This is a genomic window from Alphaproteobacteria bacterium, from assembly GCA_033344895.1.
GTDB lineage: Bacteria > Pseudomonadota > Alphaproteobacteria > UBA8366 > Aestuariispiraceae > Pacificispira.
The window spans coordinates 1,748,917-1,767,550 of sequence record JAWPMN010000001.1 but is presented as its reverse complement, the minus strand read 5'-3'; the positions used below and the strand labels follow the sequence as shown (position 1 = coordinate 1,767,550).

Sequence of the window (18,634 nt, the reverse complement as noted above, 5' to 3'; positions counted from 1 at the left end):
GGGGCAGTACTGACATGCATAAGTCGATGTACGGCTATATCTGGGCGTACTCGAAGCGCGAGCAATTGCTGGCGCTCGCCCTTACGGCCATCTCGTTTCCGTTTCTGTACTTTTCCTTCGATCTGCCCAAGACCATCGTCAACAAGGCGATCAAGGATCCGACCCAGGCCGACGATGCCAGCGTACCGGTACCGGAAGAGGTCGTTCCGGTCGAAATCTTCGGTTTCGACCTCACCGCGATGTTCGGCATCGAGATGGAGCGGCTGCCCTATCTCTTCCTGCTCTGCGCCCTGTTTCTGGCACTGGTCTGCATCAACGGCGTATTCAAGATGCGGATCAACACCTACAAGGGGATCATGGCGGAGCGCCTTCTGCGCCGCCTGCGGTTCATCCTGATCGAGCGCACACTGCGTTTCCCCCTGCCGCAGTTCCAGAAAACCTCGTCCGGCGAGGTCGTGACCATGGTCACCGCCGAGGTCGAGCCCCTGGGCGGGTTCTTCGGCGATGCCATCGTGCTGCTGGCCTTCCAGGGCGGCACATTCCTGACGATCATCGCCTTCCTTTTCGTGCAGGACCCGATGATGGGACTGGCGGCCACGGCCCTGGTGCCGGTGCAGGGCTACATCATTCCGAAGCTGCAGAAGCGGATCAATCAGCTCGGCAAGGAGCGGGTGAAGCACGTCCGCAAGCTGTCGAACCGCATAGGTGAAGTCGTCGGCGGCGTTCAGGATGTGCGCGCACACGACAATACCGGCTTCGTCCTGTCCGACATTTCGCGCAGTCTCGGCAAGATCTTCTGGGTCCGACTGGAGATCTACGAACGCAAGTTCTTCATGAAGTTCGTGAACAACTTCATCAACCAGATGACGCCGTTCCTGTTCTATGCCATCGGCGGTTATCTGGTCCTGTTCGGCGACCTGTCCATCGGGGCGCTGGTCGCGGCACTTGCGGCCTACAAGGATTTGGCGGCGCCGTGGAAGGAACTGCTGGGCTGGTACCAGCGGCTGGCGGATTCCAAGATCAAGTACGATCAGTTGATCAGCCAGTTCGAACCGCCCGGCATGCTGCCGGAAGACCTGCAGCGCGATCCCCCGTCCGATCTGCCGCGGCTCAAGGGTGCGGTGGAGGCCAACGGCCTGACCTGGGCCGATGAGGACGGCGTGCGCGTCATCGACAATTCCAGCTTCTCCGTCGAGGAGGGCGAGGCCGTCGCCGTGGTCAGCCCGAACGGTACGGCGAAGGAAATTTTCGCCCGGCTGATGGCGCGCGTGCTGATGCCGACGGGCGGCAGCCTGACCATCGGCGGCGACAAGGTCGAAGGCCTGCACGAGGCCGTGACCGGCGCGCGGATCGGCTATGTCGTCAGCGACCCGATCTTCTTCAACGAATCCATTGCGGACAACCTGCTGCTGGGCCTGCGGCGTTTGCCCCCGGTCAAGGAACTGGAAAGCCAACAGGCCGACGAGGACCGGCTGAAGGAGATCGAGGAAGCGGTCGCGTCCGGCAACAGCCCGTTCAGCCCGACGGCGGATTGGCTCGACTATCACAGCGCCGGGGCGGAAGACCGGACCGGCGTGCTGGACAAGGCCCTGGACCTGTTCGAGACCGTCGAGCTGCGGGACGACATGTACGCCCTGGGCCTGCGCCAGAGCATCGATCCGAAACTGGTTCCGGACCTGGCCGAGCAGATCGGGTCGGCGCGCGAGCGCATCCGAGAGCTGCTTGATGCGCGCGGCATGGACGACCTTGTCCAGGCCTATGATTTCGAGCGCTACAACACCTATGCCTCCGTCGCGGGCAACATCATCTTCGGCAAGCCGGTCAAACCCGAATGGGAATACGAGAACTGGCCGAAAAACACGATCATCCGCGAAATGCTGGAGAAGCATGGATTGATCGACGACTTCTTCGACATCGGACTGCGCTGCGCCGAACTGATCGTCGACCTGTTCCGCGACGTGCCGGCCGGCCATTCCTTCTTCGATCAGTACAGTTTCGTGAACGAGGAGGTGCTGCCGGAACTGAAGGTCGTGATCCGCAAGGTCCAGAAGGAAGGCGGCGTGTCGGAACTGACCCCGTCGGAGCGCCAGGTGATCATCAGCCTGCCGCTGAATCTGACCGTGCAACGCCACCGCCTGGGCCTGATCGACGACGCCATGCAGCAGCGGCTGGTTGACCTGCGCCATGATCTGCATGCCACACATCCCGAGATCTTCGAGCCGGGCGGGGGCGTCGACCCGTATCGCGACGACCAGATCAACCGCGGTCTCAGCATCCTGGACAACATCCTGTTCGGGCGCATCGTCCACGGCCGCGCCGATGCCATGGAGAAGGTCGGCGCCCTGGTTCAGGAGGTCGCGCATGATCTGGGCCTGGAGCCCGCCATTCTGCGTACCGCACTGAATTTCCAGGTCGGCATCGGCGGCGGACGCCTGTCCGGCATCCAGCGCCAGAAGCTCAATGCGGTCCGGGTCGCGCTGAAGCGTCCGGACATCCTGGTCATGGCAGACGGGCTGAACAATATCGAGCCGGGCCAGCGCAAGCGGATTGCCCGGAAACTGCACGATGCGCTGGACGGTACGACCCAGATCTGGGTCGGCTCCTCACCCCAGGAGGGCATCGACTTTGCCCGGACCTTCGACATCAAGAACGGGCGCGTCCTGACCCGAACCGACGGCGAGGCCGCCAGCCCGGAAGAACAGCGCGCCGCCCCGGCGGCCACAGCCAAAGCCAGCGAGGCGCTGAGCGCCGAGGCACGGCTGCTGCAGGAATTGCCGCTGTTCTCGAATCTGGATGCCACGAAGCTGAAGTTCCTGGCCTTCACCAGCGAACGGATGACCTACAAGCCGGGCGAGATCCTGATGCAGCAGGGCGATGACGGGGAAGACGCCTATGTCATCCTGGACGGCGCCGCCGAAGTCGTGATCGAGACGGAGGATTCCGAGCAGGTCCTGTTCGAACTGGGGGCGAACAAGCTGGTCGGCGAACTGGCCCTGCTGTGCGATTCAAAACGTACCGCCACCGTCCGCGCCCGCATCACGACGACGGCGCTGCGACTGAACCGCGAAGTCTTTTCGGAAATGGCCCGCCAGGACCCGCAATTCGCCTTCGAAATGACCCGGGAACTGGGCCGCCGCCTGATCCTGACCACCAGCGAGCTGAACCGCGCCCGAAACGAACTGGTCCACGCCCAGAACGGGGAGTAGGGCTTCACCTCCCGGCAGTACCCTTTATCGCGGCGACCAGAGTCGGGATTATGTCCGCATGAAGGGGGAGAGTCGGATCGGTATAGGTTGCGTAGGGATTCCCGGGAACATCTGCCTTCAACATATGGGTCACACCGCCCAGTATCCGACAGTCGGCCTGGGGCAGGGCGGCGTTCAAAAGCTGCGCATCCAATGGTTTGACCTGGAGATCGGCATCGCCCTGCAGGATCAGGGTGGGCCCCGACCAGTGTTTTGCCAGCGCGACCGGGTCTTTGGCGAACAGATCGACCAGATAGCCCTGCAGAGTGTCTGAAAACAGGCTTCGCAGCGGCGGTGAAAGGCTCGATTCCGGCAGTCGCCGGCCGGATTCCAGCGCATCCACGGTTGCTTCAATTTCCGGCATCAATGCGGCGTTTCCCGGCACGACGCGTAATTGCTCGACCAGCAAACGGCCCATCGGCCGACCCGCCGTGGCCAGCAGCATCAGACCCCCCAGGGCCCCGTTCGGTGCCCGGCGGGCGGTTTCCAGGGCCACCAGACCGCCTTCGGAATGGCCCGCCAACCAGACCATTGGTGCCCATTCGGTGGCGCGACCGATCCAGGCCAGCGCATCATCCGCATAGGCGCCGATCGTGACATCGTTCGGATCCGTCCCAGGTGCAGCGCTGCCGAACAGACCGCGCTTGTCGACGCGGATCGATGCGATCCCTTCGGCCGCCAGTCCTTCCGCCAGAAGTCGGTAGCTATCGGTCGCAAGCTCCAACCCCGGAGAGTTGCCGTCCCGATCAACCGGTCCTGATCCGGGTATGATCAAAACGATATGCCCGGCATCATCGACAGGCTGCAGCGTCCCCTCCAATGGTCCGGACGGTCCATCGATCCGGATCGTTTCGGCAGATCTTAAAGGGGATTTCATGGTTCGTGCACCGGTGAAACGGAACAACCGGGCGGTACCCCGACAGCGCTCACACGGCGTGGCTGGATTCTGCGTGAAAGTCGAGCTGCCACTGCATCGCTTCCGGTGACATCGGCCAGCGGTTTTCGTCGACGCGCACGATCTCACTCGGGCTCAGGCCGACCAGCTGCGATTGGAGCTGCGAGGCGAAATGCGGTTTCAGACCGGCCTTCCAGGTCAGGGCAACCACTGCCTTGGCACTGCGATTGGCAATGATCCGGTTGACGGTCTGAACCGGAATGTCGCCCAGCTTGGCAAGTGCCTTCAGCACGAACCGCTTTTCGCCCTGGGCCAGTGCCTTTTCCAGGGCGCGCGCGTTCAGCCCGCCGGTCTTGTGCAGACGCTCGATCTGCGAGTCGATATCGTCCTTCTCCGCCCATTGCGGCTCTGCCAGCTTCTGCTTGGTATCCTCCGCCAGGCGCTTCTCGACCGCGTCCGCCACGGCAACCAGGGTCTCGTCGTCCAGGTCCAGGCGCTTCTGAACACGGTCCAGCAGATTCATCGCAACGAAGCTGGCCAGTCGCTGGACGGCACGGGGCGACAGTTTCGGACGCATCACCAGGGGTTCGTGCCAGACCAGATGGTTCGGCGCCCGGTCGATGATGAAATCCAGCGTATCCTCGCGGATCTGGGCGCTGCCATTGGCGAGCAGGTTCGAGATCGCCTCCTCATCGCCGGATCGGGCGATCGCGTCGGAAACGCTGGCCTTGAGGGATTGCCGCTTTGCAATGGCATTCATCGCGCCCTGGATCGGACCCGAATTGATGACTTCCAGCAGATCGGCGTCGGACAGGACGGGCGAAAACTCCAGGACCGGGCTGGACACGGTCAGGGAACGGTCCTTCGCCAGGGTCAGGATCACATTGGGCGGCGCCTTGGCCACATCTTTCAGGGCATTGGACAGGATTTCGCGCACCCGGACCAACTGATCCTCGGCCAGCGCCTCCAGCGCCTGGACCGTCAACTTGTACAGCGCCGTCCGACGATCGTCCGGAAGGTCCGGGGTCAGCCGGGCGATCTTGGCGGCCAGGTCGGTACGGATTCCTTCATCGGCATCCTGAGTGAGCAGCAGATCCGCCTGGCGCGGCGACCCTTCGTTCAGGGCAACCTGACGCCGCACGGACGCATCCGCATCCTCGGCCAGGAAGTACAGGATTTCCGGCCGCGTCTCCGGATCGGCCGCCAGAGCCGCCCGGACCTCAGGGTCCGGATCGCGCGCCAGCCGCTTCTGATCCTCATACGTCGCCAAGTTGCCGTCGTCCTTTTCCGTCCGTTTGCAGCCGACAAGGCTGGAGCGCCTGGGGAATTCCCTCTTTTCATCCGCGCTAAGCATCGGCAATGCGGGATTCCGCGAACACGATCCGGTTCTTCCCACCCTTCTTCGCATCGTACATTGCCGCATCGGCCCGGGCGATCAAGCCTTCAACCGTCTCTCCGGTGCCCGGTTCGAACATCGCAACCCCGATCGACATGCCGAAGCCGATTTCGGGGTCCAGATGCTCGGCCTTCCAGACTTCAAGGCTGGATAGGAACTTCTCGGCGCGCGCCTCACCGATCTCCCGGTCGGCCCCTTCGATCCAGGCCGCGAACTCGTCGCCGCCCAGCCGACAGGTCAGGTCGTAGGTCCGTGTCGCACCCGACAGGATGTCCGCAATCGCCTTCAGCGCCTCGTCGCCCTTTTCATGGCCGAAGCGATCATTGATGGGCTTGAAATTGTCCAGATCGACAAACAGAAGCGCCCCCGGTTCCCGATAGCGCTCATATCGCGCCATTTCGCGCGACAGATCTTCCATGAAGGCGCGGCGGTTGCGCAGGCCCGTCAGATCGTCCGTGCGCGACAGATGCTCCAGCTGGTGCTGGTCAGCGATCTGACGGAACACAATGCCGAATTGCGGCTCGACCGCCTTCAGCAGGGCATGCTCCTCGTCATCCCAACCCTGTCCGTCATCGTCGCGCCACAGGACGATCCCACCGTTGGTTTCGCCACGATAGTCGGTGGCGATTCCCAGATATTTGTGCGGACCGATCCCGCCCTCCACGGCGCTGCCGTGCTTGGCCAGGATGGCGTTCATCGCTTCTTCCGCCAGATCGGGGTCCGGCGCGGTGCCGAAAGCCGCGATATCCAGCGGCGTGCCATGGGGCCCGCGGACCTGCACGATGCAGGCCGATGCCGATGTCGATCGGCCCAGCGCCGTAGCCGCGGAGTGCAGCATCTCGGTCGGCGTGACCTCATTGCGCAGGGAATCGACGATATAGGAGACCAGCCGCTCACGGATCTTCAGGCGCGCCAGTTCGCTCTGGCGCTGGCGTTCCTCGGTCACGTCGATGGCAATGCCGCGCGTCCCCGACAGAATGCCGTCCTTGTCGAGGACCGGAATCGCCGAAACCAGGATGCAGGCCGGCTCGCCACCGCGGGTACGAACCCAGACCTCGACATTGCGGACGATCACGTCGGCCAGAAACGGCAACGGCTTCGGGGCGGATTCCGGGGCCAGCAGGAGCGTTTCCGGCGCCTCGCCCAGAAGTTCCTCCGGCGCGTAGCCGATGGCACCGCGCGGCGAGATATAGCAGATCAAACCGTCCCGGTCCGTTTCCCAGGCGAAATCGGCGGCGACCTCCACCAGATCCTTGAACCGGGTTCGGGATTCCGCCAGGGCGGACCGAATGCTGACTTCAAGCGTCGCGTCCCGGCCGATCAGCAACTGCGATCCGTCGGACTGCGGCAGCATGATGAACTCGACCTGACGGCCGGTGCTGGGAAGGGTGAAGGTGCGGGTCTTGGCGCGGTTCTCGCTGCGGGTCTTTACCGCCAGTTGTACCATGGCGGGCATCAGCGAAACCCCGGTGTCGCCGTTCAGATCGTCGGCAACGGGAATCGCCGCGGCATTCAACGGCACCAGCCGCGCGTCCTCGTCCAACGCCAGAACCGGGCCGGGATAGCTGTCGAAAGCGCCGGTCAGCGCCGGGAGGTCCAATTTGCCCGTCCGTTCTGCCACTGCCATGCCTGATCCGACCCTGCCGGGCGATGACCCGGCCTTTTGAAACTGTTCCGTGGCAACCATGCGGCTACCGTTTCATACCCTTATACCTATAACTGGTGAAGAAAGGGTAAATCGGTATGGTTTAATTTGCCTATAAATCGAGACAGTTCGGGATTGCCCGCACAGGGTTTGCACGCCATTTTCACCCTCATGACAGATCAATCGACCGCCGATGCGAACCGAACCGACGCCGGACCAATGCCCGGTCCTGCGAAGGAGCCCGCCAGGGACCCCGCCTCCGACCCCGCCCTCGCGGAGGCGCGTGACTGGATTTTCGACCTCGACAACACGCTCTATCCCGCCGAGTGCAACCTGTTCCACCAGGTCGACCTGCGGATGGGCGGATTCATTTCGGATCTGCTGGGCATTACCTATGACGAGGCACGGGCGATCCAGAAGCGGTATTTCCGGGAACACGGAACGACACTGCGCGGATTGATGCTGCATCATTCGGTGGATCCCCACGCCTTTCTGGGCCATGTCCACGACATCGACTACAGCCCGGTCCCGGCCAACGCAGCCCTGGGCGCGGCGCTGGATCGCCTGCCCGGCCGGAAGCTGATCTTCACCAACGGCACCGTCGCCCATGCCGAGGCCGTGCTGGCGCGGCTGGGGATCGCATCACATTTCGACGACATCTTCGACATCGCCCATGCGGAGTTCGTGCCCAAGCCGGACCCCGCCCCCTATCACGCCATGGTCCAGCGCCACACGGTGCGTGCTGACCGCGCGGTCATGGTCGAGGATATCGCCAAGAACCTGATGGTGCCGGCCGCGCTCGGCATGCGCACGGTCTGGGTCAGGACCGACCACGCCTGGTCCGGTACCGGCGGAGAGGCGGAATACGTGCATCATGAAACCGACAACCTGACCGCATGGCTCACAGGTCTGGCGGACAGTCTGGAACGGGCCTGATACAGGCCGCCATCCGGCCAGGACCTATCGGGCCATGCCGGCCGGGTCGATCGGGCCTTGCAAGCCCGTCGCCGCCCCGGTATAAGCCCGCGTTCCCGGTTTCGGCCGGGGCAGTGTAGCGGCGCGTCCGGGCCTGATGGGTATGCCCGGCCGCCAGACGAAAAAGCGGCCCTGATCCCCGGCTTCCGGTCGGACGGTCATCCGCCCACCGACGGAGTGTGAAATGCCCAAGATCAAGACGAAGAGTTCCGCCAAAAAGCGGTTCAAGATCACCGGTACCGGCAAGGTGCGTTTCTACAGCGCCTACCTGCGCCACAACACCTCGAATCGTCCGACGCAGATGAAGCGCCAGAACCGTGGCGGCCAGATCATGTGCGACGCGGATGCGACGGTGGTGAAGCGCAACTGGCTTCGCGGCCAGTAAGCGCCCCGTCCCCACAGAAATTCGACTTCGAGGAGCCTTGAACCATGGCACGCGTCAAACGGGGTGTGACCACCCACGCCAAGCATAAGAAGATCATCAAGCAGGCCGACGGCTATCGCGGCCGCCGCAAGAATACGTTCCGCACTGCCGTCCAGGCGGTGGAGAAGGCCGGCCAGTACGCTTATCGCGACCGCCGCGCCCGCAAGCGGGACTTCCGCAAGCTCTGGATTCAGCGCATCAACGCCGCTGTCCGGGATGCGTCCGATCACAGCATGACCTACGCCCGTTTCATCGACGGCCTGAACAAGGCCGACATCGAGCTGGACCGCAAGGTTCTGGCCGATATCGCGGTGCACGATCCGGAAGCCTTCAAGGCTCTGGTCGGCCGGGCGCAGGAAGCTCTGACCGCGAACTGAGCCGGCGGCACTTAGCCGACCACAGGCGACAGGTTCGAAGACGCCGGCTCTCCCATCCCGACAATCGGGGACAGAGAGCCGGCGTTTTTGTTTCGGGGCCTAGCCTTTTGTTTTGGGGACTGAGGATACGATGACGATCGATGCGCAGGCGTTAGGCGACGAACTGCTGGCCCGGGTGGACTCGGCCGGCGATCTGAAGGCGCTGGACGAGGTCCGGGTCGAGGCCCTGGGCAAGAAGGGCCGCATCACCGCCGAGATGAAGGGGCTGGGCAAGCTGGACCCCGACGCGCGCAAGACCGCCGGTCAGGCGCTGAACGCCGTCAAGGACCGGATCGCGGAAGCGATCGAGGCCCGCAAGGGTGCGCTGGAACTGGCCGAGATGAATGCCAGACTGGCCGGCGACCGGGTCGATGTCTCGCTGCCGCCGCGGCCGGGCCAGATGGGCCGGCTGCACCCGATCAGCCAGACCCTGGACGAGATCGTCGCGATCTTCGGCGAGATGGGCTTTGCCGTCGCCGAAGGCCCGGATATCGACGACGATTTCCACAATTTCACCGCCCTGAACATGCCGCCGGAACACCCGGCGCGTCAGATGCACGACACGTTCTACATGGCCGACGAAAACGGCGGTGTGGACATGTCGACGGTGCTGCGCACCCATACGTCGACCGTGCAGATCCGCACGATGGAAAAGCAGAAGCCGCCGATCAAGATCATCGCGCCGGGCCGCACCTATCGCTCCGATAGCGACATGACCCACACGCCGATGTTCCATCAGGTCGAGGCACTGGTCGTCGATAAGAAGACCCATTTCGGACACCTGAAGGGCTGCCTGCAGGATTTCTGCAGCGCCTATTTCGAGGTCGAGGACGTGCCGCTGCGCTTCCGTCCCAGCTATTTCCCCTTCACCGAACCGTCGGCGGAGGTCGATATCGGCTGCAACCGCAAGGATGGCGGCCTGACCATCGGCCATCAGGGCAATGACGGCGACGGCTGGCTGGAAATCCTCGGCAGCGGCATGGTGAACCCGAAGGTCCTGACCATGTCCGGTGTCGACCCCGACGAATATCAGGGTTTCGCCTTCGGCATGGGGATCGAACGCATCGCGATGCTGAAATACGGCATCCCCGACCTGCGCACCTTCTTCGACGCCGACCTGCGCTGGCTGAAGCATTACGGCTTCGTCCCGCTGGAAGCCGCAAGCCTGGTGCGGGGACTGACGCCGTAAGGCTTGCCGATTTCCGATCATTGCCAATTTTTGCCATCGCCCCTATTTTGAGGGCATGGCGACGATGAACATATCCCTGACGGACGAGATGAAGGCCGAGGTCGACACGGCGGTGTCGACGCGCGGCTATGTGTCGAGCAGCGAGTATATCCGCGACCTGATCCGCAAGGATCTTGAGGTTCAGCGTTTTCGGGCACTGATTGCCGAGGGAATGGACTCGCCGGATGGCGGCGCGATGGATCGCGCCTTCTTCGACCGGATGGATGCCGAAATCGACCGGATGGAGCGCGGGTGACGGCGAAACCGGTTCGATACCGGGTATCGGCCGAAACCAACCTTCGGGATACGGCGCAGTATCTTGTCGGCGAAGGCGGAAAAGCGTTGGCGCGGCGTTTTACGGGTGCCGTCCGGGACGGGGTTGCCCGAATTGCGAACAACCCGGCCATCGGCGCCCTGCGCTATGCGTTGCCGGCGGCTGTTCCAGGCTTGCGGGCGTGGCCGCTGCGAGACTTCCCCTACCTGATTTTCTATCGCGACTTGTCCGACCGGATCGAGGTGCTGCGTGTCCTCCACGCCCATCGCGACATCCCCGCCCTCCTGCGCGACGACTGAAGCCCCGGATTTCGGGCCTTGTCGCCGGACCGGCATTGCCCCGTCCCGGCGGCGGCGGTATAGACAGCGCACCCTTTCTTTAAACGTGCGGACAGATCCATGAAGTTCACCCTTTCCTGGCTGAAAGACCATCTGGAAACCGAGGCGTCGCTGACGGAGATCACCGATGCGCTGACCTCGCTGGGCCTGGAGCTGGAGGGCGTCGACGATCCGGCGGCGAAGCTGAAGCCGTTTACGATCTGCTATGTCCGCGAGGCGAAGCAGCATCCGAATGCGGACCGGCTGCGCGTCTGCATGGTCGAGACCGAGGAAGGCGGCGAGCCGGTCCAGGTCGTCTGCGGCGCACCCAATGCGCGGACCGGGATGAAGGGCGTCTTCGCCCCCGCCGGCGCCTATGTGCCGGGTACGGACTTGCTGCTGAAACCGGGCGTCATCCGCGGCGAGGAATCCAACGGCATGCTGTGTTCCGAGCGGGAGATGGGCCTGTCGGACGACCATGACGGCATCATCGACCTGCCGGAAGATGCGCCGCTGGGGAAATCCTTTGCGGAATATATGGGCCTGGACGATCCGGTCATCGAAATCGCCATCACGCCGGACCGGGGCGACTGCCTGGGCGTGCGCGGCATCGCGCGCGATCTGGCGGCCAAGGGTCTGGGCACGCTGAAGCCGATCGATCTGGAGCCGGTCGCCGGGACCTATGACTCGCCGCTGAAATGGGCGCGGTCGGACGCGATCGGCGATGATTGTTCCTATGTCGCCGGGCGGCATTTCCGGGGCGTGAAGAACGGCCCGTCGCCGGCCTGGGTTCAGCGCCGGCTGACCGCCATCGGCCTGCGACCGATTTCCGCGCTGGTCGACGTCACCAACTATGTCACCCATGATCTGGGCCGCCCGCTGCATGTCTTCGACGCCGCCAAGGTGAAGGGCGACACGCTGCTGATGCGTCACGCCGAGGCCGGGGAGACGATCCTGGCGCTGGACGGCAAGGAGTACACGCTGGAAGCCGGCATGCCGATCATCGCCGACGAGAACGGTCCGCAGGGAATCGGCGGCGTCATGGGCGGCGAGTTGAGCGGCTGCACCGACGAGACCACCGAGGTCTTCCTGGAATGCGCCCTGTTCGATGCGGTGCGCGTGGCCGAAACCGGCCGCCGCCTGGGCATCGAATCCGACGCGCGCTACCGTTTCGAACGCGGACTGGACCCGAAAGGCGCCGAATGGGGCGTCGCCGTCGCCGCGAAGCTGATCGCCGAATGGTGCGGCGGCGAGACCTCTCATGTCGTCGATGCCGGCAAGATCCCGGACAATGTGAAGACGGTCGTGCTGCGCCCGGAGCGTCTCAAGAGCTTCGGCGGACTGGCCGTGAAGACCGAGGAAGCGGTCGACATTCTAGAGCGGCTGGGCTTCACCACCATGCAGCCCTACGGCATGATCACCGTCAATACGCCGTCCTGGCGCAACGATGTCGAGCACGAGCAGTGCCTGATCGAGGAAGTGCTGCGGATCAAGGGCTTCGACCAGATCCCGGCGGTTTCCATGACGCTGGACGGGGAATTGCCGCAGCCCATCCTGACGCTGACCCAGCGCCGCATCGCCTTCGCCAAGAAGGTGCTGGCCCAGCGCGGCATGTACGAGGCGGTGACCTGGTCCTTCCTGGCCAAGGCGGACGCCGTGGCCTTCGGCGGCGACGCCAAGCTTCTGGCCATCGCCAACCCGATCAGCGCCGATCTGGACACGATGCGCCCGACCATCCTGCCGAACCTGCTGGCCGCGGCGCAGCGCAATACCGGGCGCGGCCACGGCGATGTCGCCCTGTTCGAGGTCGGACCGACATATCGCGGGCGCGGGCCGAAGGATCAGGACACGGTCGCGACCGGCCTGCGCTCCGGCAAGGCCGTGCCGCGGCACTGGAACGAGACCATGCGCGAACCGGACGTGTTCGACGCCAAGGCCGACGTTCTGGCGGTGCTGGAGGCCTGCGGCGCGCCGGTCGACAAGCTGCAGTCGGACAACAGCGATGTGCCGGACTGGTATCACCCCGGCCGGACCGGCTGTTTCCGCCTGGGCCCGAACGTTCTGGCCCGTTTCGGTGAAATCCACCCGGCGGTTGCCAAGCGCTACGACCTGCGCGGACGCGTCGCGGCCTTCGAGATCTTCGTCGAGAACATCCCGCAGCCCAAGGCCAAGAAGGGCGCCGGCAAGACCCGGCCGCTGCTGCAGGCCTCGTCCTTCCAGCCGGTCGGCCGCGACTTCGCCTTCCTGGTGGACGCCGATGTCCCGGCGGAGAAGCTGGTGCGCGCCGCGTTGGGCGCCGACAAGGCTCTGGTGGCCGATGCCACCGTCTTCGACGTCTATGAAGGGGCGGAAATGGACGGCAAGAAGTCCATCGCCCTGTCCGTGACGCTGCAACCGGTCGACGCGACGCTGACGGACAAGGAGATCGAGGCGGTCGGCGACAAGATCGTCGCCAATGTCACCAAATCCACCGGCGGCACGCTGCGCCGATAGGGGGTCTATTGGCCGTCCGCATCGGCAAGAAGAAGGTCAAGCAGGCGATCATCGCCGCCCTGTTCCTGGCGGTGACGCTGACCTTCATCCCCGCCATCACCGTAGTCTACATCGCCTGCGGGCTGCTGGACGTAATCCGCAACGAGCGGCGGGATTTCTACCTGTTCCAGCGCTATTTCAGCGGCAACGGCTTCACCACCTGGCTGGTCGCGCCCCTGAATCTCCTCCTCGATCTGGTCAGCTACCGGAACCGCAAGATCTACCGCCCGGAGGATTTTTCGGAAGAATGCCAGGCGGAGCTGGAAACGGTCCTGTCCTTTTTCCGCGACAACAAGGATGCGGTCATCCGGCGGATCGATGGCGAGCTGGGGACCGAGGCCAAGCGCGGCATGTTCCTGTTCCGCTGGTTCGGGCAGCGCTACAACCGCGACTTCGCGCCGCTGAACGGCGATTTCCGGCATATCCGCACCATCGCCGTCTCGGTCTTCCAGGGTACGGAGCGCACCAATTTCCACTTCGGCCCGCTGCGTCTGACCCTGCGCGTGCTCTACAATCTGACGCCGGTGAAGGATGCCGAGGTCTTCATCGAATGCGGCAGGACCAAGCATTACTGGGCCGACGACCCGCTGTTCATCTTCGACGACACGCTGATGCACCGCTCCGTCAACGACCATGACGGCCGCCGCTACGTCGTCTTCATGGACGTGATCCGCCCCAGCCCGGTCCCGGCGCTGCTGCGCGCGCTGATGGTCCCCGTGTCCTGGGCGGCAACAGCGTTCAAGTCGATCTATTACCGCCGCTGGACCATGCTGGGGACGGGTAAGGCACCGGCGGAGTAAAGGCGCCAGGATCCGGCTCAATCCGCGCGGATCAGCGTCCCCGTGCCGTGTTCCGTGAACAGTTCCAGCAGGATCTGGTGCTGGTGGCGGCCGTCCAGGATGACTGCGCCGTCGGCCCCGGCGCGGACCGCTTCGATGCAGGTCTGAATCTTGGGGATCATGCCACCGGAGATCACGCCCTGGTCCTGCAGTTTCTCCGCCTCGGAGACGGTCAGGTCCGGGATCAGGTTGCCGTTCTTGTCCAGCACGCCGGCGACGTCGGTCAGCAGCAGCAGGCGTTTCGCCCCGGCCGCGCCGGCGATGGCGCCCGCCGCGGTATCGGCGTTGATGTTGTAGGTCTCGCCGTTCTCGCCCATGCCGATCGGCGCGATGACGGGGATGAAGTCGCTCTTGCGCAGGATTTCCAGAATGGTCGTGTCGCAGTCATAGGGCTCCCCCACGAAACCGAGGTCGAGCACCTTCTCGATATTGCTTTCCGGATCCTTGGTCGTGCGCTGCAGCTTGCGCGCCTTGATCAAGCCGCCATCCTTGCCGGACAGGCCGATCGCCTGACCGCCCTCCGACTGCAGCGAGGCGACGATCTGCTTGTTGATCGAGCCCGCCAGGACCATTTCGACGATATCGACCGTTTCCTGATCGGTAACCCGCAACCCGTCGACGAAGACGCTTTCCTTCGACATGCGGGACAGCATCTCGCCGATCTGAGGGCCGCCGCCATGGACGACGATCGGGTCGACGCCGACCTGTTTCAGCAGCACGATATCGCGCGCGAAAAGCCGGGCCAGACGGGCATCGCCCATGGCATGACCGCCATATTTCACGACCAGCGTCTTGTCGTTGTATCGGCGCATGAAGGGCAGCGCCTCGGTCAGGATGCCGGCCTGTGCCAGCCATTCGACGCGCCGCCGCGCCTTGTCCGCCGCTACATGGCCGGATTCACCCGTCGTCATCGTCCCAACCTGCTCCCTTGTTATTGTTTGTCGATCCGGTTTGCCGGACCTTACCCCGGCTCGGCGAAGCTTGCCAGTTCGGCGCGCAGTTCTTCGATGCCCAGGCCTTTTTCGGAACTGGTACTCAGCGGCACCGGCACCGCGGCGGGATGCTTCTTCAGGGCTTCGGTGACCGCCGCCTCAACCTTCCGGACACCGCCGCCGCCCAGCTTATCCGTCTTGGTCAGCACGACGCGATAGTTCACCGCCGCCTTGTCCAGCAGGGTCAGCAACTGCTCGTCATTGGCCTTCAGCCCATGACGGCTGTCGACCAGGACACAAAGCCGTCGCAGGACGGCGCGCCCGCGCAGATAGTCGTGGATCAGCTGCGTCCAGCCCTCGACCATCGGCTTCGGAACCTTGGCGAAACCATAGCCCGGCATATCCACCAGGCGCAGCCGGTTCTCGTATTCGAAGAAGTTGATCTCACGCGTGCGGCCCGGCGTGTTCGAGGTCCGGGCCAGCGTCTTGCGGCCGGTCAGCGCGTTGATCAGGCTGGACTTGCCGACATTCGACCGGCCGGCAAAGGCGACTTCGGGCAGGATCGGGTCCGGCAGCTGCGCCATGGCGACGCAGCCCAGCATGAAGCGGCATTCGCCCGAGAACAGCTTCCGGCCCACTTCAAGCTGCGCGGCGTCGGGTCCGGTCTGTTCAAAATCCGGCATCGCGTCAGTCCGACTTGGTCTCGTCGGCCTTCTCGTCGTCAGCCTGATCGGGTTCGTTCTGCGCGTTGCCAGCCTTTTTCGCGGCGGCCTTTTTCGTGGCGGCCTTCTTGCTCTGGGCCTTCTTGCCCTTCGCCTTCTTGCCAGCGGCCTTCTTGGACTCAGCCTTCTTAGGTTCTGACTTCTCAGAATCAGCCTTCTTCGCGGCAGGCTTCTCGATGGCGCGCTTTTCGTTCGACTTTGCCTCGACCGACTTCTTGTCGGCATCCTCGACACGGCCGCCGCCGATCGCCACGCCCATGCGCCGCATGATGACGTATTGCTGCAGGATCGACAGCGAGTTGTTCCAGGCCCAGTAGATCACCAGACCGGCCGGGAATCCGCCCAGGATGAAGGTGAAGAAGATCGGCATCAGACCGAAGATGCGCTGCTGGATCGGATCGGCGGGCGGCGGGTTCAGCTTCTGCTGGAACCACATGGTGAAGCCCATGATGATCGGCCACAGCCCGATGTTGAACAGCACCAGCCAGGCCGGCACCTGCCAGTCGATCAGCCCGAAACCGGTCAGCAGGCCCAGCGGGTCCGGCGCCGACAGATCCTCGATCCAGCCATAGAAGGGCGCATGGCGCATCTCGATGGTGACGAACAGCACCTTGTAGAGCGCGAAGAAGACCGGAATCTGTACCAGGATCGGCAAACAGCCCGACAGCGGGTTCACCTTTTCCTTCTTGTACAGTTCCATCATCTCCTGCTGAAGCTTCTGCTTGTCGTCGCCGAGGCGATCGCGCATCTCGACGATCTTCGGCTGCAGCAGCTTCATCTTGCTCATGGATTTGTAGGACTTGTTGGCCAGCGGGAAGAAGGCCAGCTTGATCGCGACGGTCAGGGCCAGGATCGCCAGGCCGAAATTGCCCAGGATGCCGTTCAGCCAGTGGATCGCCAGGAAGATCGGCTTGGTCAGGAAGTAGAACCAGCCGAAATCGACCGCCAGGTCGAAATTCGTGATTCCCAGATCCTCGCCGTATTTGTCCAGCAGCGTGGTTTCCTTCGCGCCGGCGAAGAACCGGCCGGTGGATTCCGCGCTGGCGCCGGGCGCCACGGTCTGCGGATCGTTCAGATAGTTGACGTGATACTGACCCTCGACGGTGCGCGGCGTCCGGCGGAAGGTTGCCTGAACCGGGCTGCCCTGATCCGGAACCAGCGCCACCAGCCAGTATTTGTCGGTAATGCCCATCCAGCCGCCGGTCGTGGTGAAGCGTTCCGTGCCCTTCGGCTTGTCGGCCAGTTCGTCGTAGTCGCGCTCTTCCAGAACGCCGTCGAAGACGCCGATCAGGCCTTCATGCAGGATGTAGAAGTTTTCCAGCTTCGGCATGCCCGAGCGGAAAATGCGGCCATAGGTCTGGGGCGCGACCGAGGCATCGGACCCGTTGCGCAGACGCTGCGTGACCGTGACCATGTAGTTCCGGTCGATTTCGAACACCTGCTCGAATGTCACGCCGGCGGCGTTGGTCCAGCTCAGCGTCACCGGGCTTTCCGGGGACAGGGTCTCGCCGTCGGCTTCCCAGACGGTCTCGCCATTGGGAACCTCCAGGCCGTCCGCGGCGACCCAGCCGAACTGCACCAGATAGGGTTTTCGGCTGCCGGCCGGCTCCAGCAGATCGATCAGCGGGGAATCGTCCTCGATCGTCTGGTGGTAGCCCTTCAGGGTCAGATCGTCGACCCGCGCGCCGCGCAGATTGATCGAACCGGAGACACGGGGCGTTTCAATGGCGATCCGCGGCGCCTGCTGCAGCGCATTGGCGCGGTTCACCGGATCGACCACCGGCTCGGCCAGATCGCTGGAACCGGAGACATTGGGGACACCGTCATCCATGCCGGGCGTGGGAACGCCGGCCTCGCTGCCGTCGACCGGCGCCTGACCCTGCTGGCCCGTCTGGGCGGTCTGGGTCTGCTGTGGCGGGGCGGGGGGTGACGGGAAAAAGGTTTCCTGAAGGAAGGGCCAGGCAAACAGAACCAGGACCGACAGGCCGATTGCCAGAATCAGGTTTTTTGAATCGTTCATTCCGCCTTGCCTCTTTCCGGGGCCGGTGCCGCCCGGTTTCAGACGTCCCGCCAGAGCTTGAGCCGCTTGAGGGCCCGCTCCAGATCGCCGCGCAGGGCGGCGTAGGAACGGGTGGGAGTGCTCTGCCGGGCGATCAGGACATAGTCAAGACCCGGCACCGCATGCCGGGTCATCACTTCCTCGCTCAATGCCCGAAGGCGGCGTTTGGCCCGGTTGCGGGCCACGGCATTGCCGACCTTCTTGCTGGCAGTAAAACCGATGCGGGCGCCGTCACCGCCGCCCGCATCCTGGAACTCTTCTTCGCTGCCGACGGCTGTCCGGCGGGGTGACATCGTGTCGCTCCAGGGACATGCCTGCAGGACCAGGCCCGGCATGCCCGCGCTGGTTCGCGCCCGCGTCACCCGCAGGAACTCCGCCCGTTTCTTCATCCGCGCCAGAGTGATCGTCCGTTCGGTCATGGCGATCATTCGGCGTTGGGGAACAGCCGGGCGGGCCGTTCCGATCAGGCGGACAGCTTCGCGCGGCCCTTGGCGCGGCGGTTGGCCAGCACCCGGCGGCCGGCCTTCGTGGCCATGCGCGCACGGAAGCCGTGGCGACGCTTGCGGACAAGGCGGCTGGGTTGATAAGTGCGTTTCACGGTTCGTCTCCGACGTCTTTTGGGGTTGCACCCCGGAATTCGACGCCGCTGTATAGTGGGGTGAACCGCCCAAGTCAACGCGATCCGCGCGATTCTCCGCACGGGTCCGGCAAGGATCGTTTCAGCGGCGGGACGAC

The 18,634-nt window shown here is 64.1% G+C and carries 17 protein-coding genes; 9 read left to right on the top strand and 8 right to left on the bottom strand.

The annotated features are described in order from the left end of the window. Positions 1 to 14: 14 nt before the first annotated feature. Complete coding sequence (locus tag R8L07_08665) at positions 15 to 3,206, top strand: ABC transporter transmembrane domain-containing protein (protein ID MDW3205605.1); 3,192 nt, start codon at positions 15 to 17, stop codon at positions 3,204 to 3,206. Positions 3,207 to 3,210: 4 nt separating this feature from the next. On the opposite strand, the gene R8L07_08660 is transcribed toward R8L07_08665, so the two are convergent. The 3 genes from R8L07_08660 to R8L07_08650 all read right to left on the bottom strand — a co-directional run bounded on the left by R8L07_08660 (position 3,211) and on the right by R8L07_08650 (position 7,163). Further along, on the bottom strand, positions 3,211 to 4,122 hold the full coding sequence (locus tag R8L07_08660) for an alpha/beta fold hydrolase (GenBank protein MDW3205604.1): 912 nt from the start codon (positions 4,120 to 4,122) through the stop codon (positions 3,211 to 3,213). A gap of 49 nt (positions 4,123 to 4,171) precedes the next feature. Then, entirely contained in the window at positions 4,172 to 5,410 is a 1,239-nt protein-coding gene (locus R8L07_08655; protein MDW3205603.1) for a DUF2336 domain-containing protein, read from the bottom strand. 76 nt (positions 5,411 to 5,486) lie between these two features. Further along, the gene (locus tag R8L07_08650; GenBank protein MDW3205602.1) at positions 5,487 to 7,163 is read right to left on the bottom strand and encodes a diguanylate cyclase; all 1,677 of its coding nucleotides are present in this window, start codon (positions 7,161 to 7,163) and stop codon (positions 5,487 to 5,489) included. Between the two features lie 237 nt (positions 7,164 to 7,400). On the opposite strand from R8L07_08650, the gene R8L07_08645 reads away from it, so the two are divergent. From R8L07_08645 to R8L07_08610, 8 genes are all read left to right on the top strand, one after another. Beyond that, positions 7,401 to 8,117: a pyrimidine 5'-nucleotidase gene (locus tag R8L07_08645; protein MDW3205601.1), complete on the top strand. Its 717-nt coding sequence runs from the start codon at positions 7,401 to 7,403 to the stop codon at positions 8,115 to 8,117. Positions 8,118 to 8,340: 223 nt separating this feature from the next. After that, the gene (rpmI, locus tag R8L07_08640; protein ID MDW3205600.1) at positions 8,341 to 8,541 is read left to right on the top strand and encodes a 50S ribosomal protein L35; all 201 of its coding nucleotides are present in this window, start codon (positions 8,341 to 8,343) and stop codon (positions 8,539 to 8,541) included. 44 nt (positions 8,542 to 8,585) lie between these two features. Continuing rightward, complete coding sequence (gene rplT, locus R8L07_08635) at positions 8,586 to 8,957, top strand: 50S ribosomal protein L20 (protein ID MDW3205599.1); 372 nt, start codon at positions 8,586 to 8,588, stop codon at positions 8,955 to 8,957. A 130-nt stretch (positions 8,958 to 9,087) separates the two neighbouring features. Then, the gene (gene pheS, locus R8L07_08630) at positions 9,088 to 10,185 is read left to right on the top strand and encodes a phenylalanine--tRNA ligase subunit alpha (GenBank protein MDW3205598.1); all 1,098 of its coding nucleotides are present in this window, start codon (positions 9,088 to 9,090) and stop codon (positions 10,183 to 10,185) included. A gap of 64 nt (positions 10,186 to 10,249) precedes the next feature. After that, positions 10,250 to 10,480 carry a ribbon-helix-helix domain-containing protein gene (locus tag R8L07_08625; protein MDW3205597.1) on the top strand — a complete coding sequence of 77 codons (231 nt, stop codon included), beginning with the start codon at positions 10,250 to 10,252 and terminating at the stop codon, positions 10,478 to 10,480. Further along, entirely contained in the window at positions 10,477 to 10,797 is a 321-nt protein-coding gene (locus R8L07_08620) for a type II toxin-antitoxin system RelE/ParE family toxin (protein ID MDW3205596.1), read from the top strand. The genes R8L07_08625 and R8L07_08620 overlap by 4 nt, the downstream gene beginning before the upstream one ends. 99 nt (positions 10,798 to 10,896) lie before the next feature. Then, positions 10,897 to 13,308 carry a phenylalanine--tRNA ligase subunit beta gene (gene pheT, locus R8L07_08615; GenBank protein ID MDW3205595.1) on the top strand — a complete coding sequence of 804 codons (2,412 nt, stop codon included), beginning with the start codon at positions 10,897 to 10,899 and terminating at the stop codon, positions 13,306 to 13,308. 8 nt (positions 13,309 to 13,316) lie between these two features. Next, positions 13,317 to 14,147 (top strand): aspartyl/asparaginyl beta-hydroxylase domain-containing protein, encoded by an 831-nt coding sequence (locus R8L07_08610; protein ID MDW3205594.1) that lies wholly within the window; start codon positions 13,317 to 13,319, stop codon positions 14,145 to 14,147. Between the two features lie 17 nt (positions 14,148 to 14,164). On the opposite strand, the gene argB is transcribed toward R8L07_08610, so the two are convergent. Genes argB through rpmH form a run of 5 tightly spaced genes read right to left on the bottom strand, consistent with a single transcriptional unit; the run spans position 14,165 to position 18,497 of the window. After that, positions 14,165 to 15,097 (bottom strand): acetylglutamate kinase, encoded by a 933-nt coding sequence (argB, locus tag R8L07_08605; protein ID MDW3205593.1) that lies wholly within the window; start codon positions 15,095 to 15,097, stop codon positions 14,165 to 14,167. A 50-nt stretch (positions 15,098 to 15,147) separates the two neighbouring features. Beyond that, positions 15,148 to 15,801 carry a ribosome biogenesis GTP-binding protein YihA/YsxC gene (gene yihA, locus R8L07_08600; protein MDW3205592.1) on the bottom strand — a complete coding sequence of 218 codons (654 nt, stop codon included), beginning with the start codon at positions 15,799 to 15,801 and terminating at the stop codon, positions 15,148 to 15,150. 4 nt (positions 15,802 to 15,805) lie between these two features. Next, positions 15,806 to 17,860, bottom strand: coding sequence for a membrane protein insertase YidC (yidC, locus tag R8L07_08595; GenBank protein MDW3205591.1), 2,055 nt, complete (start codon positions 17,858 to 17,860; stop codon positions 15,806 to 15,808). 38 nt (positions 17,861 to 17,898) lie between these two features. Further along, complete coding sequence (gene rnpA / locus R8L07_08590) at positions 17,899 to 18,318, bottom strand: ribonuclease P protein component (protein MDW3205590.1); 420 nt, start codon at positions 18,316 to 18,318, stop codon at positions 17,899 to 17,901. A 44-nt stretch (positions 18,319 to 18,362) separates the two neighbouring features. Continuing rightward, positions 18,363 to 18,497 carry a 50S ribosomal protein L34 gene (gene rpmH, locus R8L07_08585; protein MDW3205589.1) on the bottom strand — a complete coding sequence of 45 codons (135 nt, stop codon included), beginning with the start codon at positions 18,495 to 18,497 and terminating at the stop codon, positions 18,363 to 18,365. Between the last annotated feature and the right edge of the window lie 137 nt (positions 18,498 to 18,634).